Source organism: Stenotrophomonas sp. YJH_SMC_73, from assembly GCF_059370155.1.
This window is the reverse complement of record NZ_JCAFTJ010000018.1, coordinates 1-16,997: the sequence shown is the minus strand read 5'-3', so window position 1 is coordinate 16,997 and position 16,997 is coordinate 1. Positions and strand designations below refer to the sequence as shown.

General features: G+C 66.8%; 18 protein-coding genes. 14 read left to right on the top strand and 4 right to left on the bottom strand.

The window, feature by feature from the left end; all coding sequences use genetic code 11:
* Positions 1 to 330: 330 nt before the first annotated feature.
* From AC5P8R_RS20380 to flgA, 4 genes are all read right to left on the bottom strand, one after another.
* Complete coding sequence (locus AC5P8R_RS20380) at positions 331 to 1,551, bottom strand: ATP-binding protein (RefSeq protein WP_169411007.1); 1,221 nt, start codon at positions 1,549 to 1,551, stop codon at positions 331 to 333.
* 91 nt (positions 1,552 to 1,642) lie between these two features.
* Positions 1,643 to 1,981, bottom strand: coding sequence for a FlgN family protein (locus AC5P8R_RS20375; RefSeq protein WP_014037132.1), 339 nt, complete (start codon positions 1,979 to 1,981; stop codon positions 1,643 to 1,645).
* Positions 1,978 to 2,283 carry a flagellar biosynthesis anti-sigma factor FlgM gene (gene flgM / locus AC5P8R_RS20370; protein ID WP_014647067.1) on the bottom strand — a complete coding sequence of 102 codons (306 nt, stop codon included), beginning with the start codon at positions 2,281 to 2,283 and terminating at the stop codon, positions 1,978 to 1,980. The genes AC5P8R_RS20375 and flgM overlap by 4 nt, the downstream gene beginning before the upstream one ends.
* Before the next feature lie 75 nt (positions 2,284 to 2,358).
* Positions 2,359 to 3,015 (bottom strand): flagellar basal body P-ring formation chaperone FlgA, encoded by a 657-nt coding sequence (flgA, locus tag AC5P8R_RS20365; RefSeq protein ID WP_014647066.1) that lies wholly within the window; start codon positions 3,013 to 3,015, stop codon positions 2,359 to 2,361.
* 259 nt (positions 3,016 to 3,274) lie between these two features.
* Between flgA and AC5P8R_RS20360 the strand changes: the two genes are divergently transcribed.
* The 14 genes from AC5P8R_RS20360 to AC5P8R_RS20295 all read left to right on the top strand — a co-directional run.
* The gene (locus tag AC5P8R_RS20360; RefSeq protein ID WP_014037130.1) at positions 3,275 to 4,219 is read left to right on the top strand and encodes a chemotaxis protein; all 945 of its coding nucleotides are present in this window, start codon (positions 3,275 to 3,277) and stop codon (positions 4,217 to 4,219) included.
* A 151-nt stretch (positions 4,220 to 4,370) separates the two neighbouring features.
* On the top strand, positions 4,371 to 4,766 hold the full coding sequence (gene flgB / locus AC5P8R_RS20355) for a flagellar basal body rod protein FlgB (RefSeq protein ID WP_005409576.1): 396 nt from the start codon (positions 4,371 to 4,373) through the stop codon (positions 4,764 to 4,766).
* 3 nt (positions 4,767 to 4,769) lie between these two features.
* Complete coding sequence (gene flgC, locus AC5P8R_RS20350) at positions 4,770 to 5,177, top strand: flagellar basal body rod protein FlgC (RefSeq protein ID WP_005416461.1); 408 nt, start codon at positions 4,770 to 4,772, stop codon at positions 5,175 to 5,177.
* 23 nt (positions 5,178 to 5,200) lie between these two features.
* Positions 5,201 to 5,884, top strand: a complete 684-nt coding sequence (locus AC5P8R_RS20345) for a flagellar hook assembly protein FlgD (protein ID WP_014647064.1) — start codon at positions 5,201 to 5,203, stop codon at positions 5,882 to 5,884.
* Positions 5,885 to 5,916: 32 nt separating this feature from the next.
* Positions 5,917 to 7,140 (top strand): flagellar hook protein FlgE, encoded by a 1,224-nt coding sequence (gene flgE, locus AC5P8R_RS20340; RefSeq protein ID WP_197621743.1) that lies wholly within the window; start codon positions 5,917 to 5,919, stop codon positions 7,138 to 7,140.
* Between the two features lie 32 nt (positions 7,141 to 7,172).
* The gene (locus AC5P8R_RS20335; RefSeq protein WP_032961905.1) at positions 7,173 to 7,922 is read left to right on the top strand and encodes a flagellar basal body rod protein FlgF; all 750 of its coding nucleotides are present in this window, start codon (positions 7,173 to 7,175) and stop codon (positions 7,920 to 7,922) included.
* Between the two features lie 103 nt (positions 7,923 to 8,025).
* Complete coding sequence (gene flgG / locus AC5P8R_RS20330) at positions 8,026 to 8,811, top strand: flagellar basal-body rod protein FlgG (RefSeq protein ID WP_005409571.1); 786 nt, start codon at positions 8,026 to 8,028, stop codon at positions 8,809 to 8,811.
* A gap of 22 nt (positions 8,812 to 8,833) precedes the next feature.
* Positions 8,834 to 9,526, top strand: coding sequence for a flagellar basal body L-ring protein FlgH (gene flgH, locus AC5P8R_RS20325; protein ID WP_014647061.1), 693 nt, complete (start codon positions 8,834 to 8,836; stop codon positions 9,524 to 9,526).
* A 2-nt stretch (positions 9,527 to 9,528) separates the two neighbouring features.
* Positions 9,529 to 10,665, top strand: coding sequence for a flagellar basal body P-ring protein FlgI (locus AC5P8R_RS20320; RefSeq protein ID WP_041863393.1), 1,137 nt, complete (start codon positions 9,529 to 9,531; stop codon positions 10,663 to 10,665).
* A gap of 1 nt (position 10,666) precedes the next feature.
* The gene (gene flgJ, locus AC5P8R_RS20315) at positions 10,667 to 11,866 is read left to right on the top strand and encodes a flagellar assembly peptidoglycan hydrolase FlgJ (RefSeq protein WP_049408312.1); all 1,200 of its coding nucleotides are present in this window, start codon (positions 10,667 to 10,669) and stop codon (positions 11,864 to 11,866) included.
* Between the two features lie 8 nt (positions 11,867 to 11,874).
* On the top strand, positions 11,875 to 13,755 hold the full coding sequence (gene flgK, locus AC5P8R_RS20310) for a flagellar hook-associated protein FlgK (RefSeq protein ID WP_032961912.1): 1,881 nt from the start codon (positions 11,875 to 11,877) through the stop codon (positions 13,753 to 13,755).
* Positions 13,752 to 14,954 carry a flagellar hook-associated protein FlgL gene (gene flgL / locus AC5P8R_RS20305; RefSeq protein WP_014647057.1) on the top strand — a complete coding sequence of 401 codons (1,203 nt, stop codon included), beginning with the start codon at positions 13,752 to 13,754 and terminating at the stop codon, positions 14,952 to 14,954. The genes flgK and flgL overlap by 4 nt, the downstream gene beginning before the upstream one ends.
* A 399-nt stretch (positions 14,955 to 15,353) precedes the next feature.
* A complete protein-coding gene (locus tag AC5P8R_RS20300; protein ID WP_495223773.1) occupies positions 15,354 to 16,571 on the top strand; it encodes a flagellin in 1,218 nt (405 codons plus the stop codon).
* A 72-nt stretch (positions 16,572 to 16,643) separates the two neighbouring features.
* Positions 16,644 to 16,997, top strand: a 354-nt coding sequence (locus tag AC5P8R_RS20295) for a flagellin N-terminal helical domain-containing protein (RefSeq protein WP_495202977.1), incomplete at its 3' end; no start/stop codon positions are given.

The window sequence follows — 16,997 nt, the reverse complement described above, 5'->3', positions numbered from 1 at the left end:
GATTGGCCCCGGTAGAGCCGGCCGCTGGCCGGCTGCCTTGGGTGCCCGGCTTCAATGAGGTTGCCGGCCAGCGGCCGGCACTACCGTCGATTGGCCCCGGTAGAGCCGGCCGCTGGCCGGCTGCCTTGGGTGCCCGGCTTGAATGAGGTTGCCGGCCAGCGGCCGGCACTACCATCGATAGGCCCCGGTAGAGCCGGCCGCTGGCCGGCTGCCTTGGGTGCCCGGCTTCAATGAGGTTGCCGGCCAGCGGCCGGCACTACCATCGATGGGCCCCGGTAGAGCCGGCCGCTGGCCGGCTGCTCTGGGTGTCCGGTTCCACTTCGGAAGCGGTCAGCGCGGCTGCTTCACCGGCAGCACCACGCGGAAGCGCGAGCCCACGCCCGGGGTGCTGTCCAGGTCGATGCGGCCGTGATGCTTGTTGATGATGCTGTAGGAGATCGACAGGCCCAGACCGGTGCCACTGCCGACCGGCTTGGTGGTGAAGAACGGATCGAAGATGCGCTGGCGCAGTTCCGGCGAGATGCCGCCGCCGGTGTCTTCGAATTCAACCCACACGTGATCGCCATCAACGCCGGTGCGCACAATGATCGTGCCGCGCTCGGCAATGGCATGGCCAGCGTTGAGCAACAGGTTCATGTAGACCTGGTTCAACTCCGACGGCAGGCACTCCACCAGCGGCAACTGGCCGAATTCGCGTACCAGGGTGACCTTGTACTTGAGTTCGTTCCAGATGATGTTGATGGTCGATTCCAGGCCCGCGTGCAGGTCGACCAGCTTCCACGATTCGTCGCGACCGGAATACGAGAAGTCCTTCAGGTCGCGCACGATGCGGGTAACGCGCTCGATGCCTTCGCGCGATTCGGCCATCAGCTGCGGCAGGTCGCGGCTGATGAAGTCGATGTCCAGGCGGTCACGGATGTCATCGATTTCCGGAATCAGTGCCTTCGGGTCCGGCGCGCGCAGGGCGCGCTCGTAGGCTTCGATCACGGTGAACAGGCTGCGCAGGTACTCCTGCAGGCTGCCCAGGTTGGAGTGCACGTAACCGATCGGGTTGTTGATCTCGTGCGCGACGCCGGCGGCGAGCTGGCCGATCGAGGCCATCTTCTCCGACTGCAGCAGCTTTTCCTGGGTGCCATTGAGGCGCAGGTAGGCCTGGCGCAGCTCGGCGTGGCGCTGCTGCAGTTCGCGCTCGTAGTCTTCCTGCCCTTCGATGTGGCGGAACAACGCAAGGAAATGCCCTTCGCCGACCGGACCATGGTGGTACAGGTGGGCGATGACCACGCCCTCGCCCAGCGGCAGGCTGCCATTCCAGTGGCCATGCTGGCGGGCCTGCTCCAGTGCATCAGGGGGGAGCAGCTCGCGCAGCCGCTGCGGCGGCGGCAATCCGCCGTCCGAGCCACTGGCCAGCAGGTTCTGCGCGGCCGGGTTGGCCAGGGCCACCTGCCCGTCTTCAGTGAACAGCAGCAGGCCTTCGCGCAGGCGCTCAAGCAGGGCCTGCAGCACCGGCTGCGGCGGAAGGGGGGCGGTAACCAGGGCGTTGGCAGCGGACACGGCGACTCGGGGCGTTCGAACAGGCGCCCAATATACGCGGTCATGCAGCGGGCTTCAGCCCACCGGGAGGGGGTGTGCGACCGCCGTCGCGTCAGGCGACGGCGAGTGGCCGGCCGATGCTGACCGTGTGCGACTGGCCCTTGGCATCGTAGGCCGAGGCATCTTCGGTACGGCCGAGCTGGCGCAGCGCCCAGTTCACCTCGCGGCGACGGCGCGACAGCAGCACGCCGTTGGCGCGGTTGCGCTCGGCCAGTTCCTGCAGCTGTTCGCCCTCGCCCACCGGCGGCGCGCCTTCCAGCGCACGCAGCGCTTCCAGCTTGGCGCCGGTGGCCCGGATCAGGGCGTGCACGTCGTGCTCGACCAGGGCCTGGCGCTCAACGTCCAGGGCCTGGGCGAGGCGCTGCAGCGGCTCGCTCATCGCCGCAGTCATCCGTGCAGCTGCTGGTCCAGATCGAGCATGCGCGATGCGATCGCGTCCGGATTGATCTTGTAGGTGCCGTTCTGCAGTGACTCGCGCACGGCCGCCACGCGCTGGGCGTCGATCGCCGGGGCGGTGGTCAGCTCACGCTCGATGGCCTGCAGATTGGTGGCCTCGCCGGTCAGGCGCAGGCTGTCGGCCGCCTCGACCGGGCGCGCCGCCGCATCGGTGCTGACGCCGGGCTTGCTGGCCGGGGTCGTCACGCTGCGCAGTGCCTGGGGGACCTGCAGGTTGCCGTCGATTTTCTGGCTCATGGGGTGTCCTGGAGTTGCCGTTCACAAGGGATAACGGCCGCAGGGCCGTGATCTTTAGGGATATTTTGCGGTAAATCAACGCGCCACGATTACGTCACCTGCGGCGTCGACCGTGCCCTGCACGATCCGCCGCGAGGACAGGTTCTCGACCGAGACCCGCTCGTTCTCACCGGCATCACCCATCGCACGGCCGGCAATGCGCACCTCGACCGAGCCGCGACGCGACACCAAGGCTACATTGTCTCCTCGCTTGATGAGACGCTGGACCACCAGATCGTTGTTCGACAGCAGGGCTCCGGCCTGCAACGGACGGCGGGCGATGCGGCCGATCGCCGCATTGGGATCGGACAGCACCGCGCCGGCAATCCGGGCAGCGTCACGCTGGGCGGTGGTGATATCGGCGGCCGTGAGGGTTTCTCCAGTGCCGATTCCGCGGTTGAGCACCAGCACGGTCTGGTTGCGCCGCACTTTCACCGGCACGAACAGGCGCCAGCCGCCCGCATCGGGACAGCTCACCTCTACCGTGGTGTTGGCGGTGGGCTGCACCTGCAACGCGCTGCCACATTTCGGCAGGCGCAGCGCATCGGCCACCTGCGCCTCGCCTTCACTGCCGGCAGGCAGTGTCGACAATGCGGCCGCGCGGATGCTGGCCACCGGTTGCCAGTCCGTGGCGCCCGCCCACGGCGCGGCCAGGGCGAGCGCGATGGCGAACAGCGATGTGACCCGGCGCATGGCGCCTCCTGTCGATGGGATCTGGCCCAGCAGCGTGCAAGGGGTGTGCCAGAGACCGGGTCCCGTTGATCGGATCCGGGATGGGGATTCGACCGGATGGGTAGAGTCGACTGCCAGTCGACTTTCGCGCGAAGCGCGAGGTTTCCCGTGATCGGATCGAAGAGCAGTCGACTGACAGTCGACTCTACAAACGCGGTGCGCGCCGCGCGGGCGGCAGAGCGCCCTCAAGTTCCGCCCCCACCACGCCGATACAGCAGCCATGTCCCATGACCTGCTCAACCGGATCGACCAGCGGACCCGACTGGCCGGCCACAACCGCCTGGCGCTGCTGCTGTTCCGCCTCGGCGGACGTCAGCTTTTTGGCGTCAATGTCTTCAAGGTGCAGGAAGTCCTGCGCCGCCCGGAGCTGTTCCAGGTGCCCGGCCTGCCCAGCCAGTTCTCCGGCGTGGCCGACGTGCGCGGCCGCTCGGTGCCGGTACTGGACCTGGGCCTGGCGATCGGCCACCCCGAGCGCGAACCGGACGCGGACACCTCGCCGGGCTACCTGGTCGTCACCGAATTCAACCGCTCGATCCAGGGCTTCCTGGTCAGTGGCGTCGAACGCATCGTCAACATCGCGGTGGAAGACATCCACCCGCCACCGGAGCTGGGCGCCGAGTCGAGCTACCTGACCGCGGTGACCCGCTTCCAGGGCGAGCTGATCCAGGTGATCGACGTTGAGAGCGTGCTGGCCGATATCGCCCAGGTGCGCGGAGAAGCGGTACTCGACCCGGCAATGGCCATGCCCGCCGACGGCCCGCAGCTGCAGGTGCTGGTGGTGGACGACTCGCGCGTGGCCCGCCAGCAGATCCGCAGCGTGCTGGACCAGCTGGGCGTGGGTGCCACCCTGCTTTCCGACGGCAAGCAGGCGCTGGACCACCTGCTGCAGGTCCACGCCTCGGGGGAAAACCCGGCCGAGCGCTATGCCATGGTCATCTCGGACATCGAGATGCCGGCCATGGATGGCTACACGCTGACGACGGAAATCCGGCGCCACCCGGGCCTGGCCGGCCTGTACGTGCTGCTGCACACCTCGCTGTCGGGCGTCTTCAACAACGCCATGGTCGAGCGCGTCGGCGCCAATGCGTTCGTCGCCAAGTACTCGCCGCACGAGCTGGCCGACTTCGTGCTGGACCGCCTGCGCAAGGTGGCGCTGGCGGCGTAAGGCCCGCCGAGGGGTCGGATCCCGGAACGGGCTCCGACCCCGCATCGCAACGCGTCAACCACGGGGTCAGAGCCCCTGCGGGGATCTGACCCCCTCTCCATTTGGCACACCCCTTGCAGCTTCCCGGGCAACGTTCCCGTGGGAGTGCACCGTGCGCAACCTGATTACCGACTACCTGGGCGTCCACGCCCAGGCCATGCCGTTGCGCGAACAGCGGATGAAGCTGATCGCCAGCAACCTCGGCAATGCCGACACTCCCGGCTACAAGGCCCAGGACCTGGACTTCGATGCCGCCCTGCGCCACGCCCAGGGGCAGGATGCCAATGGCCTGATGGCCACCACCCATGAGCAGCACTACGAGATCAGTAGTGGCCTGAACCCGTTCCAGATCGCGCGCGAAGGCGTGCAGCCCAGCCTGGACGGCAACACCGTCGACCCCGATGCCGAGCGTGCCGCCTATGGCCGCGCCGCACTGGAATACCGCGCCTCGCTCAGCTTCGTCGAGAGCAAGGTGCGTTCCATGCTGACCGCGATCACGGGGCAATAAGCCATGAGCAACCTGCCGATCTTCGACATCGCCGGCTCCGCGCTGCAGGCGCAGTCGGTGCGCATGAGCACCATCGCCTCCAACCTCTCCAATGCCGACACCGTCGCCGGTTCCGCCGACGCCGTGTACAAGCCGCTGGAACCGATCTTCCAGGCCGTCACCAGCAAGAACGATCCCAACATCACCTCGGTGAAGGTGAAGGAGATCACCCAGAGCGAGGCCGCGCCGATCAAGCGCTACGAGCCGGGCCACCCGCTGGCCGACGCCGATGGCTACATCTACCAGCCCGATGTCGATCCGGTGGCGCAGATGGTCAACCTGATCTCGACCTCGCGCAATTACCAGGCCGGCGTGGAGATGTTGACCACCGCCAAGGAACTGGCCCTGGCCACCCTGACCATGGGCCGCTGAGGCCCGCAGCACCGGATACCGCCATGACCACCGCCGTCAACAACCAGACCAGCCAGGACGTCTATTCCGCGCTGGGCCTGAACGCCCCCAACAGCAACGCCACGAAAAAGAAGAACACGCTGGACCAGGCCGACTTCCTGCGCCTGATGACCGAGCAGCTGCAGCACCAGGATCCGCTGAAGCCGATGGACAACACGCAGATGGTCGCGCAGATGGCGCAGATGTCCACCGTGCAGGGCATCACCGATCTGAACAAGACGGTGAAGGGCTTCCAGGAGTCGATGGCCAGCGACCAGGTGCTGCGTGGCGCTGCGCTGGTCGGCCACCAGGTGCTGGTGCCGTCGGAAAAGCTGGTGCTGGAGAAGGAAGGCAATGTCGAAGGCACGGTGGCTGCACCGTCGGCCGGCATCATCACCGTGGACATCACCGATGCCAACGGCGCCAAGGTCACCTCGCTGAGCGTGGAAGCCAAGGCTGCCGGCGAAACCGCCTTCCAGTGGGACGGCAAGGATGCCAACGGCAAGCGCATGGAGCCGGGCAAGTACTCCATCGTCGCCAACCATGTCGACACCGCCGGCAAGAGCACCAAGCTGTCCACCTACGTACAGGCGCCGGTGGAGAGCGTGACCGTTGGTTCCGACGGCCTGTACCTGAACCTCAAGGGCCTGGGCACGGCCCCGATCGACTACGTGCTCCGCGTCAGCTGAGCCGCACCTTCCGCATCAACCAGGAGCATCCCATGGGCTTCAATGTCTCGCTGTCCGGCATCAACGCCGCCAACACCGACCTGAGCGTCACCGCCAACAACGTCGCCAACGTCAACACTACCGGCTTCAAGCAGTCACGCGCGGAGTTCGCCGACCTGTTCGCTTCGACCAGCTACGGCCTGTCGAAGAACCAGACCGGCTCGGGCGTGCGCGTTTCCAACGTCGCCCAGCAGTTCATCCAGGGCCACAACGAGCAGACCGGGCGCAGCCTGGACATGGCCATTTCCGGTGAAGGCTTCTTCACCATGAACATGAATGGTTCGCGCGTGTACTCGCGCGCCGGCAACTTCCAGACCGACTCGGCCGGCTACGTGGTCAACCCGCAGGGTGCGCGCCTGCAGGTGTTCGCGCCGAATGCCGATGGCACCAACTTCGATGCAGGCCGCCTGGTCGACCTGCAGCTGCTGACCACCGACAGCCCGCCGAAGCAGACCAGCGAAGTGAAGGTTGGCTTCACCCTGCCGGCCAACGCCAAGCAACCGACGGTGGCGACCTTCGACCCGGCCGATTCGAACAGCTACAACCACTCCAGCGGTGGCATCACCGTGTACGACTCGCTGGGCGTGAGCCACATCCAGGTCTCGTACTTCGTCAAGGGCGCCAACCCCAACGAATGGACCGTGCGCAATTACGTCGATGGCCAGCCGGCCGGCGCAGCGACCCCGGTCACCTTCGACAACAGCGGCAAGCTGGTCGCACCTGCCAACGGCAAGGTCAGCCTCGGCACCTTCACCCCGACCACCGGTGCCGGCCAGTTGAACATGACGCTGGACATCAGCGGCTCCACCCAGTACGGCGAGAAGTTCGCCCTGCGCAATACCCAGCAGGACGGCTATGCCGCCGGCAAGCTCAACGAAGTGACCGTGTCCGAATCCGGCGTGGTCTACGCCCGCTATTCCAACGGCGACGACAAGCCACTGGGCCAGGTCGCCCTGACCACCTTCAACAACACGCAGGGCCTGGAATCGAAGGGCAACAACCTGTGGGTGGAGACCTTCGAATCGGGCACGCCGCGCACCGGCATGCCGGACACCTCCAACCTCGGCAAGATCCAGGCCGGCTCGCTGGAAGCGTCCACCGTCGATCTCACCGAGCAACTGGTCAACATGATCACCGCGCAGCGCAACTTCCAGGCCAACGCGCAGATGATCACCACGCAGGACCAGATCACCCAGACCGTCATCAACATCCGTTGATGAGCTGCTGACCCTGTCACGGAACTCCCCGCATGGATAAAGCTCTTTACGTGGCGATGACCGGTGCCCGCGCCTCCCTGCAGGCGCAGGGAACGCTCAGCCACAACCTCGCCAACTCGGACACCCCTGGCTTCAAGGAAGCGCTGGCCAACACCGAAGCCTTCCCGATCAAGGGCCCGGGCTTTGCCTCGCGGGTGGATGCGCTGCACGTCGACGCCGGCTTCAACCGTACGCCCGGCTCGCAGCACATCACCGGCAAGCCGCTGGATCTGTCCCTGCAGACCGGCACCTGGCTGGCCGTGCAGTCCAGCGACGGCAGTGAGGCATACACGCGCGGCGCTGCATTGTCGGTCACCCCGAACGGCCAGCTGGTGACCTCCAGCGGCCGTCCGGTACTGGATGACAACAACAACCCGATCGCCATTCCGCCCTACCAGGCGATGGAAATCGGTGCCGACGGCACGCTCTCGATCATCCCGCAGGGCGAAGGCCCGCAGACCATGGCGCAGATCGGCCGGATCAAGGTGGTACAGGCGCCGGACGAGCGCCTCGAGCGTGGCCTGGATGGCCTGTTCCGCAACACCGACCCACTGCAGCCGTTCGCACCGGCACAGGGCACGGCCGTGCACAGCGGCCAGCTGGAAGGCAGCAACGTCGATGCCGCCGGTGCACTGGTGCAGATGATCCAGTTGCAGCGCCAGTACGAAATGCAGGTGCAGGTGATCAAGCACGGCGACGACAACGCGCGCAGTGCCAACAGCCTGCTGCGCCTGGGCAGCTGACGGAATTCCGGCGCCGCCCGGGCGCGGCGCTGGCACACCGCTTGCACACCCGTTACCAGGGGCCGCATCGCGCGGCCGGCTTTACCCAGACAGGACACCGAAGATGAACCAGGCATTGTGGATCGCGAAAACCGGACTGGATGCGCAGCAGATGCGCATGTCGGTGGTTTCCAACAACCTCGCCAACACCAACACCACCGGCTTCAAGCAGGACCGTGCCAGCTTCGAGGACCTGCTGTACCAGCAGGTACGCCAGCCCGGCGGCTCTTCGTCGGCGCAGACCCAGCTGCCGACCGGCCTGCAGCTGGGTACCGGTGTACGCGTGGTCGCCACCGCCAAGAATTTCGAGCAGGGTGGCCAGCAGCAGACCGGCCGTGCGCTGGACGTGATGGTCAACGGCCGCGGCTTCTTCGAAGTGCAGATGCCCGACGGCAGCTCGGCCTACACCCGTGATGGCTCGTTCAAGATCAACCAGGACAGCGAGCTGGTCACCAACAGCGGCTACCCGGTGCAGCCGGGCATCCAGATTCCCGAGGGCGCGCAGTCGGTGACCATCGGTACCGACGGCACCATCAGCGTGAAGATGGCCGACGGCGCGGCGTCAGTGGAAGTGGGTGCGCTGACCCTGACTGACTTCGTCAATCCGGCCGGCCTGCAGGCACGCGGCGAGAACCTGTTCCTGGAAACCACCGCTTCCGGTCCGGCACAGAACGGCAATCCCGGGCTCAACGGCCTCGGCACCGTGGTGCAGGGCGCGCTGGAAGGCAGCAACGTCAATGTGGTCGAAGAGCTGGTGTCGATGATCGAAACCCAGCGCGCCTACGAAATGAACGCCAAGGCGATCTCCACCACCGATTCGATGCTCGGCTATCTCAACAACAAGCTCTGACCGGCCCAACCGGGAAACCGCCATGTCGCCCATTTCCAGATTCACCCGCACTGCCCTCGCCTGCGCCGTGGTCGCCCTGCTCGGTGGCTGCGTGATCGCCGGCGACGTGCGCCCCTACGCGGCGATGGCACCGATCCAGCCGATCATGCCGCCGCAGGCCGCGCCGACCGCCGGTGCGATCTACGCTGCCGGCCCGACCCTGCAGCTGTACTCGGACCGCCGCGCACGCGATGTCGGCGACCTGCTGACCATCACCCTGCTGGAAAACACCACCGCGCAGACCAGCGCCAACACGGCCACCAACAAGGAATCCAACCTGAGCCTGGGCACGCCGTCCATCCTCGGTGCGCCGGTCACCCTGGGCGGCAAGGACATCCTCAGTGCGACGGCCAAGGGCGCGCGTGACTTCACCGGCAAGGGCAACAGCGCGCAGAGCAACCGCCTGCAGGGCAGTGTCACCGTCACGGTGATCCAGCGCCTGCCCAATGGCAACCTGGTGGTACAGGGGCAGAAGAACCTGCGACTGAACCAGGGTGATGAACTGGTGCAGGTGCAGGGCATCGTGCGCCCGGGCGACATCAGCCAGGACAACACCATTCCTTCCAGCCGCGTGGCCGAAGCCCGCATCGTCTACGGCGGCCGCGGCCCGGTCGCGCAGTCCAACGCGATGGGCTGGCTGAGCCGCTTCTTCAATTCCGGCCTGACGCCGTTCTGAGTATGGCCATGAAACTCCTCCCCTCTTCTTCCTGGCAGCGCCGCGTGGCGTCGTTCGTCGCGCTGATGCTGCTGGTCGTGGCAGCCCCGGCCAGCGCCGAGCGCATCAAGGACCTGGCCCAGGTCGGCGGCGTGCGTGGTAACGCCCTGGTGGGCTACGGCCTGGTGGTCGGCCTGGATGGCAGCGGCGACCGCACCAGCCAGGCGCCCTTCACCGTGCAGAGCCTGAAGAACCTGCTCGGCGAGCTGGGCGTGAACGTACCGGCCAACGTCAATCCGCAGCTGAAGAATGTTGCGGCCGTCGCGATCCATGCCGAGCTGCCGCCGTTCGCCAAGCCGGGCCAGCCGATCGACATCACCGTGTCGTCGATCGGCAACGCCGTCTCGCTGCGCGGCGGCTCGCTGCTGATGGCCCCGCTGCGCGGCGCCGACGGCCAGATCTATGCGATCGCGCAGGGCAACCTGATCGTCGGCGGCTTTGGTGCGCAGGGCAAGGATGGTTCGCGGGTTTCGGTGAACGTACCGAGCGTGGGCCGCATTCCCAATGGCGCCACGGTCGAGCGTGCCCTGCCCGACCCGCTGGCCAATGGCGGCGACATCACGCTGAACCTGCACAACAACGATTTCACCACCGTTTCGCGCATGGTCGCCGCACTCAACAACGCGTTCGGCGAAGGCGCCGCGCGTGCGGTCGACGGCGTGACCGTGGCCGTGACTGCGCCGACCGATCCGGGCGCACGCATCGGCCTGCTGGCCCGCATCGAGAACCTGGAGCTGACCCCGGGCAGCGCCCCGGCCAAGGTCGTGGTCAATTCCCGCACCGGCACCGTGGTCATCGGCCAGCAGGTGCGGGTCGGCCCTGCCGCGATCTCGCATGGTTCGCTGACGGTGACGATCCAGGAGAACACCAACGTCAGCCAACCCAATGCCCTGTCCGGTGGCCGTACCGTGGCCAGCCCACAGTCGACCATCACCGCCACCAACGACGGCAGCCGCATGTTCAAGTTCAGCGGCGGCACCACCCTGGACGAGATCGTGCACGCGGTGAACGCCGTGGGCGCGGCGCCGGGCGACCTGATCGCGATCCTGGAAGCCCTGAAGCAGGCCGGCGCATTGAGTGCCGAGCTCGAGGTGATCTGACATGCGCATCAATCCCGCATTCGACCTGCACCCGGCGCAGCAGAACGACCCGGCGAAGATCGACAAGGTCGCACGCCAGCTGGAAGGCCAGTTCGCACAGATGCTGGTCAAGAGCATGCGTGATGCCAGTTTCGGCGACTCGCTGTTTCCCGGCGAGAACAAGATGTTCCGCGACATGTACGACCAGAAGATCGCCGAGGCGATGACCCGCGGCAAGGGGCTGGGCCTGTCCGGCATGATCAGCCGCCAGCTGTCCGGCCAGGCCGCCGACGGCCCCGCGCTGGATACCCGCGTGGATCCGGCCAAGGCCAGCCGCGCCTACCAGCTCAACGCGCCGGACAAGCCGGCACCGTCGCTGCCGTTGGAAGATGGCAGCCAGGCCGTGCGCATGCTGCAGCAGATGGCGGCCGGCGCACAGCACGGCGCGCAGGCCGCGCTGGCACCGATGGAACAGGCACTGGACCTGATCGCCGGTCGCGAAAGCAGCAGCCTGCACCGCTCGCTGGGCACCGAGGATCCGTACATCGGCAACCTGCAGGGCGAGGACTGGTCCACCAACAACGACCAGTGGTCGGCGACGGCCAGCAACCGCGGTACGGCCATGAGCCAGGCCGATGCGATGGCTACCCGCACCGCCGTGGCCCAGCTGGGGCCGCACACGCCGGAAGGTTTCGTCGCCAGCATCTGGCAGCACGCGCAGAGCGCGGCCAGGGAACTGGGCGTGGATGCCCGTGCGCTGGTCGCCCAGGCCGCGTTGGAAACCGGCTGGGGCAAGCGCCACATCCGCCAGTCCGACGGCAGTACCTCGCACAATCTGTTCGGCATCAAGGCCACCGGCTGGAGCGGCCAGCGCGTTGCAGCCGGCACCCACGAATACGTGGATGGCGTACGCCGCAACGAAACCGCCAGCTTCCGCGCCTACAGCTCGCCGGCCGAAAGCTTCGCCGACTACGTGCGCCTGCTGAAGACCAGCCCGCGCTACCAGCAGGCCCTGCAGGCCGGCACCGACGTGCAGGGCTTCGCCCGTGGCCTGCAGCGCGCCGGCTATGCCACCGACCCGCGCTATGCGGCCAAGATCGCCGCGATCGCCGGCGGCCCGACCATCGAGCGTGCCGTAGCGGCCGTGACCGACGCCGGCGCGCGCCTTGGCCAGACCTTCGCCAGCACCGCGACCGCGGCGCTGGGTATCACCCGTCGTTGAGGAACCCCATGTCCAGCGTACTTTCCACCGGTACCGGTGCCCTGCTCGCCTTCCAGCGTGCGTTGGCGACCACCAGCCACAACGTGGCCAACCTCAATACGCCCGGCTACAGCCGGCAGAAGGTCAACTTCGCTACCGCCGACCCGCAGAACTACGGCTATGGCACGGTCGGCAACGGCACCCGGATCACTGACATCCGCCGCACGGCCGACCAGCTGGCGATCTCGCGCCTGCTCGACAGCAGCGGTGAACTGGCGCGCCTGAAACAGCTTTCGGGCATGGCCGACCGGGTCAACGCGCTGTTCTCCGATGCGGCCACCAATGTGGCCGGCGTCTGGTCGAACTTCTTCGATTCGGTCAGTGGCCTGTCGTCCAACGCGGCCGGCACCGCCGACCGCCAGAACATGCTCGACGGCGGCAAGGCGTTGGCCAACCGCTTCGTGCAGCTCAACACGCACTTGAACAACCTCAACAGCGAGGTCAACAACGGCCTGCTGGCCGGTGCCACCGAGGTCAACCGCCTGGCGCAGGAAATCGCGCAGATCAACGGCGCCATCGGCACCAACATCGCCTCTGCCGCACCCGATCTGCTCGACCGCCGCGACCAGCTGATCACCCAGCTGATCGGCTACACCGGTGGCACGGCGGTGATCCAGGACGGCGGCATCATGAATGTCTACACCGCCGGCGGCAACGCGCTGGTGGTGGGTACCACGGCGACCAAGGTCACCACCGTGGCCGACCCGTACCAGCCCGAGCGCCTGCAGTTGGCGCTGGAGACCCAGGGCAACACCATCCGCCTCGACCCGAAGGCGGTCGGCGGCCAGATCGGTGGCCTGCTGGAATTCCGCGACACCGTGCTGACCCCTGCCCAGGCTGAACTGGGCAAGCTGGCGGTGGGCCTGGCCGAGAGCTTCAACCAAGCGCACCACCAGGGCGTGGACCTGTATGGCCAGCTGGGCGGGGACTTCTTCACCATCGGCAACCCGCGCGTCACCGGCAACAACAGCAATACCGGCACCGCCAGCCTCAGCGCAACCTACGGCGACCTGGGCAAGCTGGACGCGCAGAACGTGGTGCTGCAGTTCGATGGCACCAACTGGAAGGCCAGCCGCGCCGACACCGGCGCCAGCATCCCGCTGACCGGCACCGGCACCGCCGCCGATCCGCTGGTGATCAACGGCGTCAAGCTGGTCGTCGGCGGTACGCCGGCTGCAAATGACCGCTTCCTGCTGCAGCCGACCGCGGGCGTGGCCGGCAGCATGGAAGTGGCAATCACCGATCCGTCGCGCATCGCCGCCGCTGCAGCGGTGAAGGGCGCGGCCGCCACCGCCAACACCGGTACCGGCAAGCTGAGCGGTGTCACCGTCACCGATTCGACCAACGCCAACCTGCGCAATCCGTCGGCGATCGTGTTCACCTCGGCCACCACCTACACCATCGACGGTGGGCCGCCGCAGACCTACACGCCCGGCCAGACCATCAGCGCCAACGGCTGGAGCTTCGTGCTGGACGGTGCACCGAAGGTGGGCGATACCTTCAACATCACCCCGACCCCGGCCGGTTCGTCGGACAACAGCAACGCGTCGAAGCTGGCCAAGGTGGAAAGCGCGAAGGCGTTCAACGCCGGAACGGTGACACTGAACGGTGCACTGGGTGGCCTGACCACCCAGGTCGGCGCCGCCGCCCGCTCGGCCGAGTACTCGCTCGACGCGCAGCTGGTGATCAATGACAAGGCGCAGGAAGCCCGCGACGAAGTCTCCGGCGTGAACCTGGACGAGGAAGCGGCGGACATGCTGCGCCTGCAGCAGGCCTACCAGGCCGCCTCGCAGCTGATCTCGACCGCCGACAGCATGTTCCAGACCATCCTGGGAGCCGTCCGCCGATGAGCAGCCGCATCTCCACCAGCATGATGTTCAACCAGTCGGTGTCGCTGATGATGGCCAAGCAGGCCAAGCTCAGCCACCTGGAGCAGCAGATTGCCACCGGCAGCAAGATCGTCAGCGCCAAGGACGATCCGGTTGCCGCCGGCACTGCGGTCGGCCTTGACCGCAGCCTGGCTGCACTGGACCGCATGAAGCTCAATGCCGGCAACGTGCAGAACCGCCTGGGCGTGCAGGAAAACACCCTGGCACAGGTCAACGACCTGATGGCACGCGTCAACGATCTGACCATCCAGGCCAGCAACCCGGCGCTGAGCGCGGCGGACAAGAAGACGCTGATCACCGAGGTCAACCAGATCCGCGACGGCCTGCTGTCGCTGGCCAATGCCGATGATGGCACCGGCCGCTACGTGTTCGGTGGCACCAACGACGGCGACCCGCCGTTTGCCAAGATCAACGGCAAAGTGGTCTACCGTGGCGACCAGACCCAGCGCCAGGTTGAAGTCGGTCCGGATACCTACGTGAAGGACGCGCTGCCCGGCAGCGAGATCTTCATGCGCATTCCCACCGGCGATGGCTTCGTCGACGGCAGCGCCGCGGCCGGCAACACCGGCAACGGCGTGCTGACCAACATCACCCGCGACGGCAGCGACAGCTGGAACGGCCAGGGCTTCAGCGTGCGCTTCACCACTGGCAACCAGTACGAGGTGGTGGATGGTGCGGGCAACGTGACCGGAACCGGCACCTACAAGGCCGGCGACGATCTGGAAGTGAACGGTGTGCGCCTGCGCATCACCGGCGCACCGGCGGCGGGTGACAGCTTCAGCGTACAGGCCGCCAGCAGCCGCGACATCTTCTCCACCATGGACAACCTGGTGGCGGCGCTGGGTGCCGACACCGGTACCACCGCGCAGATGACTGCGCAGCAGAACCAGCTGCAGAGCGCACTGCGCGACGTGGCGCGCGCTTCCGAGCGGATGATCGATTCGCGTGCCGCAGGCGGTGCGCAGTTGAAGGCGCTGGACAATGCCGCCGACATGCGCGAGGCCAATGGCGTGACCCTGAAGACCACGCTGTCGCAGATGCGCGACCTGGATTACGCCGATGCGCTGAGCCAGTACCAGCTGCAGAGCACCGCGCTGCAGGCGGCGCAGACGATCTTCTCGCAGATGCAGTCGATGTCGCTGTTCAACAAGCTGCGCTGACGCGCCGCCCGAGTCAGTCCCGAAAGGCCGCGATGCCCTGCATCGCGGCCTTTTTCGTTTGCGCGCCTGCCCGCCGCTGCGCGGCCACCTGGCCGTCGCCGACCGATTTTCCGTGATTCTCCATCAAGCCCGGCCCGACCCCGCCGATACCTTCATCAGCGCTGGTCAGGCCCTGCCCGACCGCCCCTCCCGGGGCCGCTTCCACCCTGGCAACAGGGCTGAAAACCCCGGGAAAACAGCTTCAGGCAACGAATTCTGGCTTCAACGGAATTCACGGCTAAAGGTTGTTGACAAAGCGCCGTTATTCATTTGGCAACGGCGAAGCACACAGCCACACAAAAAAACAGGCGGCGCTTCGTTTCATTCACCAACGGGTTCCATATAAGAGGAGACGACCCCATGGCACAGGTAATCAACACCAATACGATGTCGCTCAACGCTCAGCGCAACCTGAGCACCAGCGGCAGCTCGCTCGCCACCACCATCCAGCGCCTCTCGTCCGGCCTGCGCATCAACAGCGCGAAGGACGACGCGGCCGGCCTGGCCATCAGCGAGCGCTTCACCACCCAGATCCGCGGTCTGGACGTGGCCATCCGCAATGCCAACGACGGCATCTCGCTGGCCCAGGTCGCCGAGGGTTCGCTGAACGAAGTCGGCAACAACCTGCAGCGCATCCGCGAACTGGGTGTGCAGGCCTCCAATGCCACCAACTCGGCCAGCGACCGCAAGGCCCTGCAGGCTGAAGTGACCCAGCTGGTCAGCGAGATCGACCGCGTCGCCAAGCAGGCCGACTTCAACGGCACCAAGCTGCTGGACGGCAGCTTCACCAGCCAGCTGTTCCAGGTGGGTGCCAACGCCGGACAGGCCATCGCCATCAACAGCGTGGTCAACGCCAAGGCCGATTCGCTGGGCGCGGCCACCTTCGCCAACGGTTATACCGGCACCGCACTGGCGGTGGACAAGGCGACGGCCGACACCACCTACTCCGGCCTGCAGGTCTCGGTCACCCCGCCGGGCGGCTCCGCCACCACGGTCACCATCAGCGACTTCACGGTGAAGGCCGGCGAATCGATCACCTCGGCCACCGCCGCGGCGATCAACAACAAGCTGGGCGAAACCGGCGTGGTTGCCTCGGTCAATGCCGGCGTCGTCAGCCTGGCCTCGGTCAAGGATGGCCAGACCTTCGCGCTGGGTGTCAGCGCGGCGACTCCGCCGGCCGGCGCCACCGCCGCGACCCTCGCCGGCCTGGGCCTGACCGAGACCAGCACCAACGGCGGCACCCTGACCGGTGCAGCGGCCAGCTTCGTCAAGGACCTGAACGTCACCACCGCCGAAGGCGCACAGAAGGCGATGTCGATCGTCGACAAGGCCCTGGAATCGGTCAACAGCGTCCGCGCCGACCTCGGCGCGATCCAGAACCGCTTCACCTCGGTGGTCGCCAACCTGCAGACCTCCTCGGAGAACCTGTCCGCGTCGCGCAGCCGCATCCGCGATACCGACTTCGCCAAGGAAACCGCCGAACTGACCCGCACCCAGATCCTGCAGCAGGCCGGTACGGCCATGCTGGCCCAGGCCAACCAGGTACCGCAGAACGTGCTCAGCCTGTTGCAGCGCTGACATGAGCCGCCCCCGGGGCACGTCGGGGGCGTCTAACCCAACTCACGTGCAACCGCTCAAGGACCTCTCCTCATGGCACAAGTCATCAACACCAATACGATGTCGTTGAATGCTCAGCGTAACCTGAGCACCAGCGGCAGCTCGCTGGCTACCACCATCCAGCGCCTGTCCTCCGGTTCGCGCATCAACAGCGCCAAGGACGACGCCGCCGGCCTGGCGATCTCCGAGCGCTTCGGCACCCAGATCCGCGGTACCGACGTCGCCATCCGCAATGCCAACGACGGTATCTCGCTGGCCCAGGTCGCCGAAGGTTCGCTGACCGAAATCGGCAACAACCTGCAGCGCGTCCGCGAGCTGTCGGTGCAGGCCTCCAACGCCACCAACTCGGCCAGCGACCGCAAGGCGCTGCAGGCCGAAGTGACCCAG

Excerpts from the sequence above, each read along its gene's own strand:
- AC5P8R_RS20360 (WP_014037130.1), top strand. The coding sequence starts at position 3,275 with ATGTCCCATGACCTGCTCAACCGGATCGACCAGCGGACCCGACTGGCC.
- flgA (WP_014647066.1), bottom strand. The coding sequence starts at position 3,015 with ATGCGCCGGGTCACATCGCTGTTCGCCATCGCGCTCGCCCTGGCCGCG.
- AC5P8R_RS20345 (WP_014647064.1), top strand. The coding sequence starts at position 5,201 with ATGACCACCGCCGTCAACAACCAGACCAGCCAGGACGTCTATTCCGCG.
- flgG (WP_005409571.1), top strand. The coding sequence starts at position 8,026 with ATGAACCAGGCATTGTGGATCGCGAAAACCGGACTGGATGCGCAGCAG.
- flgL (WP_014647057.1), top strand. The coding sequence starts at position 13,752 with ATGAGCAGCCGCATCTCCACCAGCATGATGTTCAACCAGTCGGTGTCG.
- flgM (WP_014647067.1), bottom strand. The coding sequence starts at position 2,283 with ATGAGCCAGAAAATCGACGGCAACCTGCAGGTCCCCCAGGCACTGCGC.
- flgC (WP_005416461.1), top strand. The coding sequence starts at position 4,770 with ATGAGCAACCTGCCGATCTTCGACATCGCCGGCTCCGCGCTGCAGGCG.
- flgJ (WP_049408312.1), top strand. The coding sequence starts at position 10,667 with ATGCGCATCAATCCCGCATTCGACCTGCACCCGGCGCAGCAGAACGAC.
- flgE (WP_197621743.1), top strand. The coding sequence starts at position 5,917 with ATGGGCTTCAATGTCTCGCTGTCCGGCATCAACGCCGCCAACACCGAC.
- AC5P8R_RS20300 (WP_495223773.1), top strand. The coding sequence starts at position 15,354 with ATGGCACAGGTAATCAACACCAATACGATGTCGCTCAACGCTCAGCGC.
- flgH (WP_014647061.1), top strand. The coding sequence starts at position 8,834 with ATGTCGCCCATTTCCAGATTCACCCGCACTGCCCTCGCCTGCGCCGTG.
- AC5P8R_RS20320 (WP_041863393.1), top strand. The coding sequence starts at position 9,529 with ATGGCCATGAAACTCCTCCCCTCTTCTTCCTGGCAGCGCCGCGTGGCG.
- AC5P8R_RS20375 (WP_014037132.1), bottom strand. The coding sequence starts at position 1,981 with ATGACTGCGGCGATGAGCGAGCCGCTGCAGCGCCTCGCCCAGGCCCTG.
- AC5P8R_RS20335 (WP_032961905.1), top strand. The coding sequence starts at position 7,173 with ATGGATAAAGCTCTTTACGTGGCGATGACCGGTGCCCGCGCCTCCCTG.
- flgK (WP_032961912.1), top strand. The coding sequence starts at position 11,875 with ATGTCCAGCGTACTTTCCACCGGTACCGGTGCCCTGCTCGCCTTCCAG.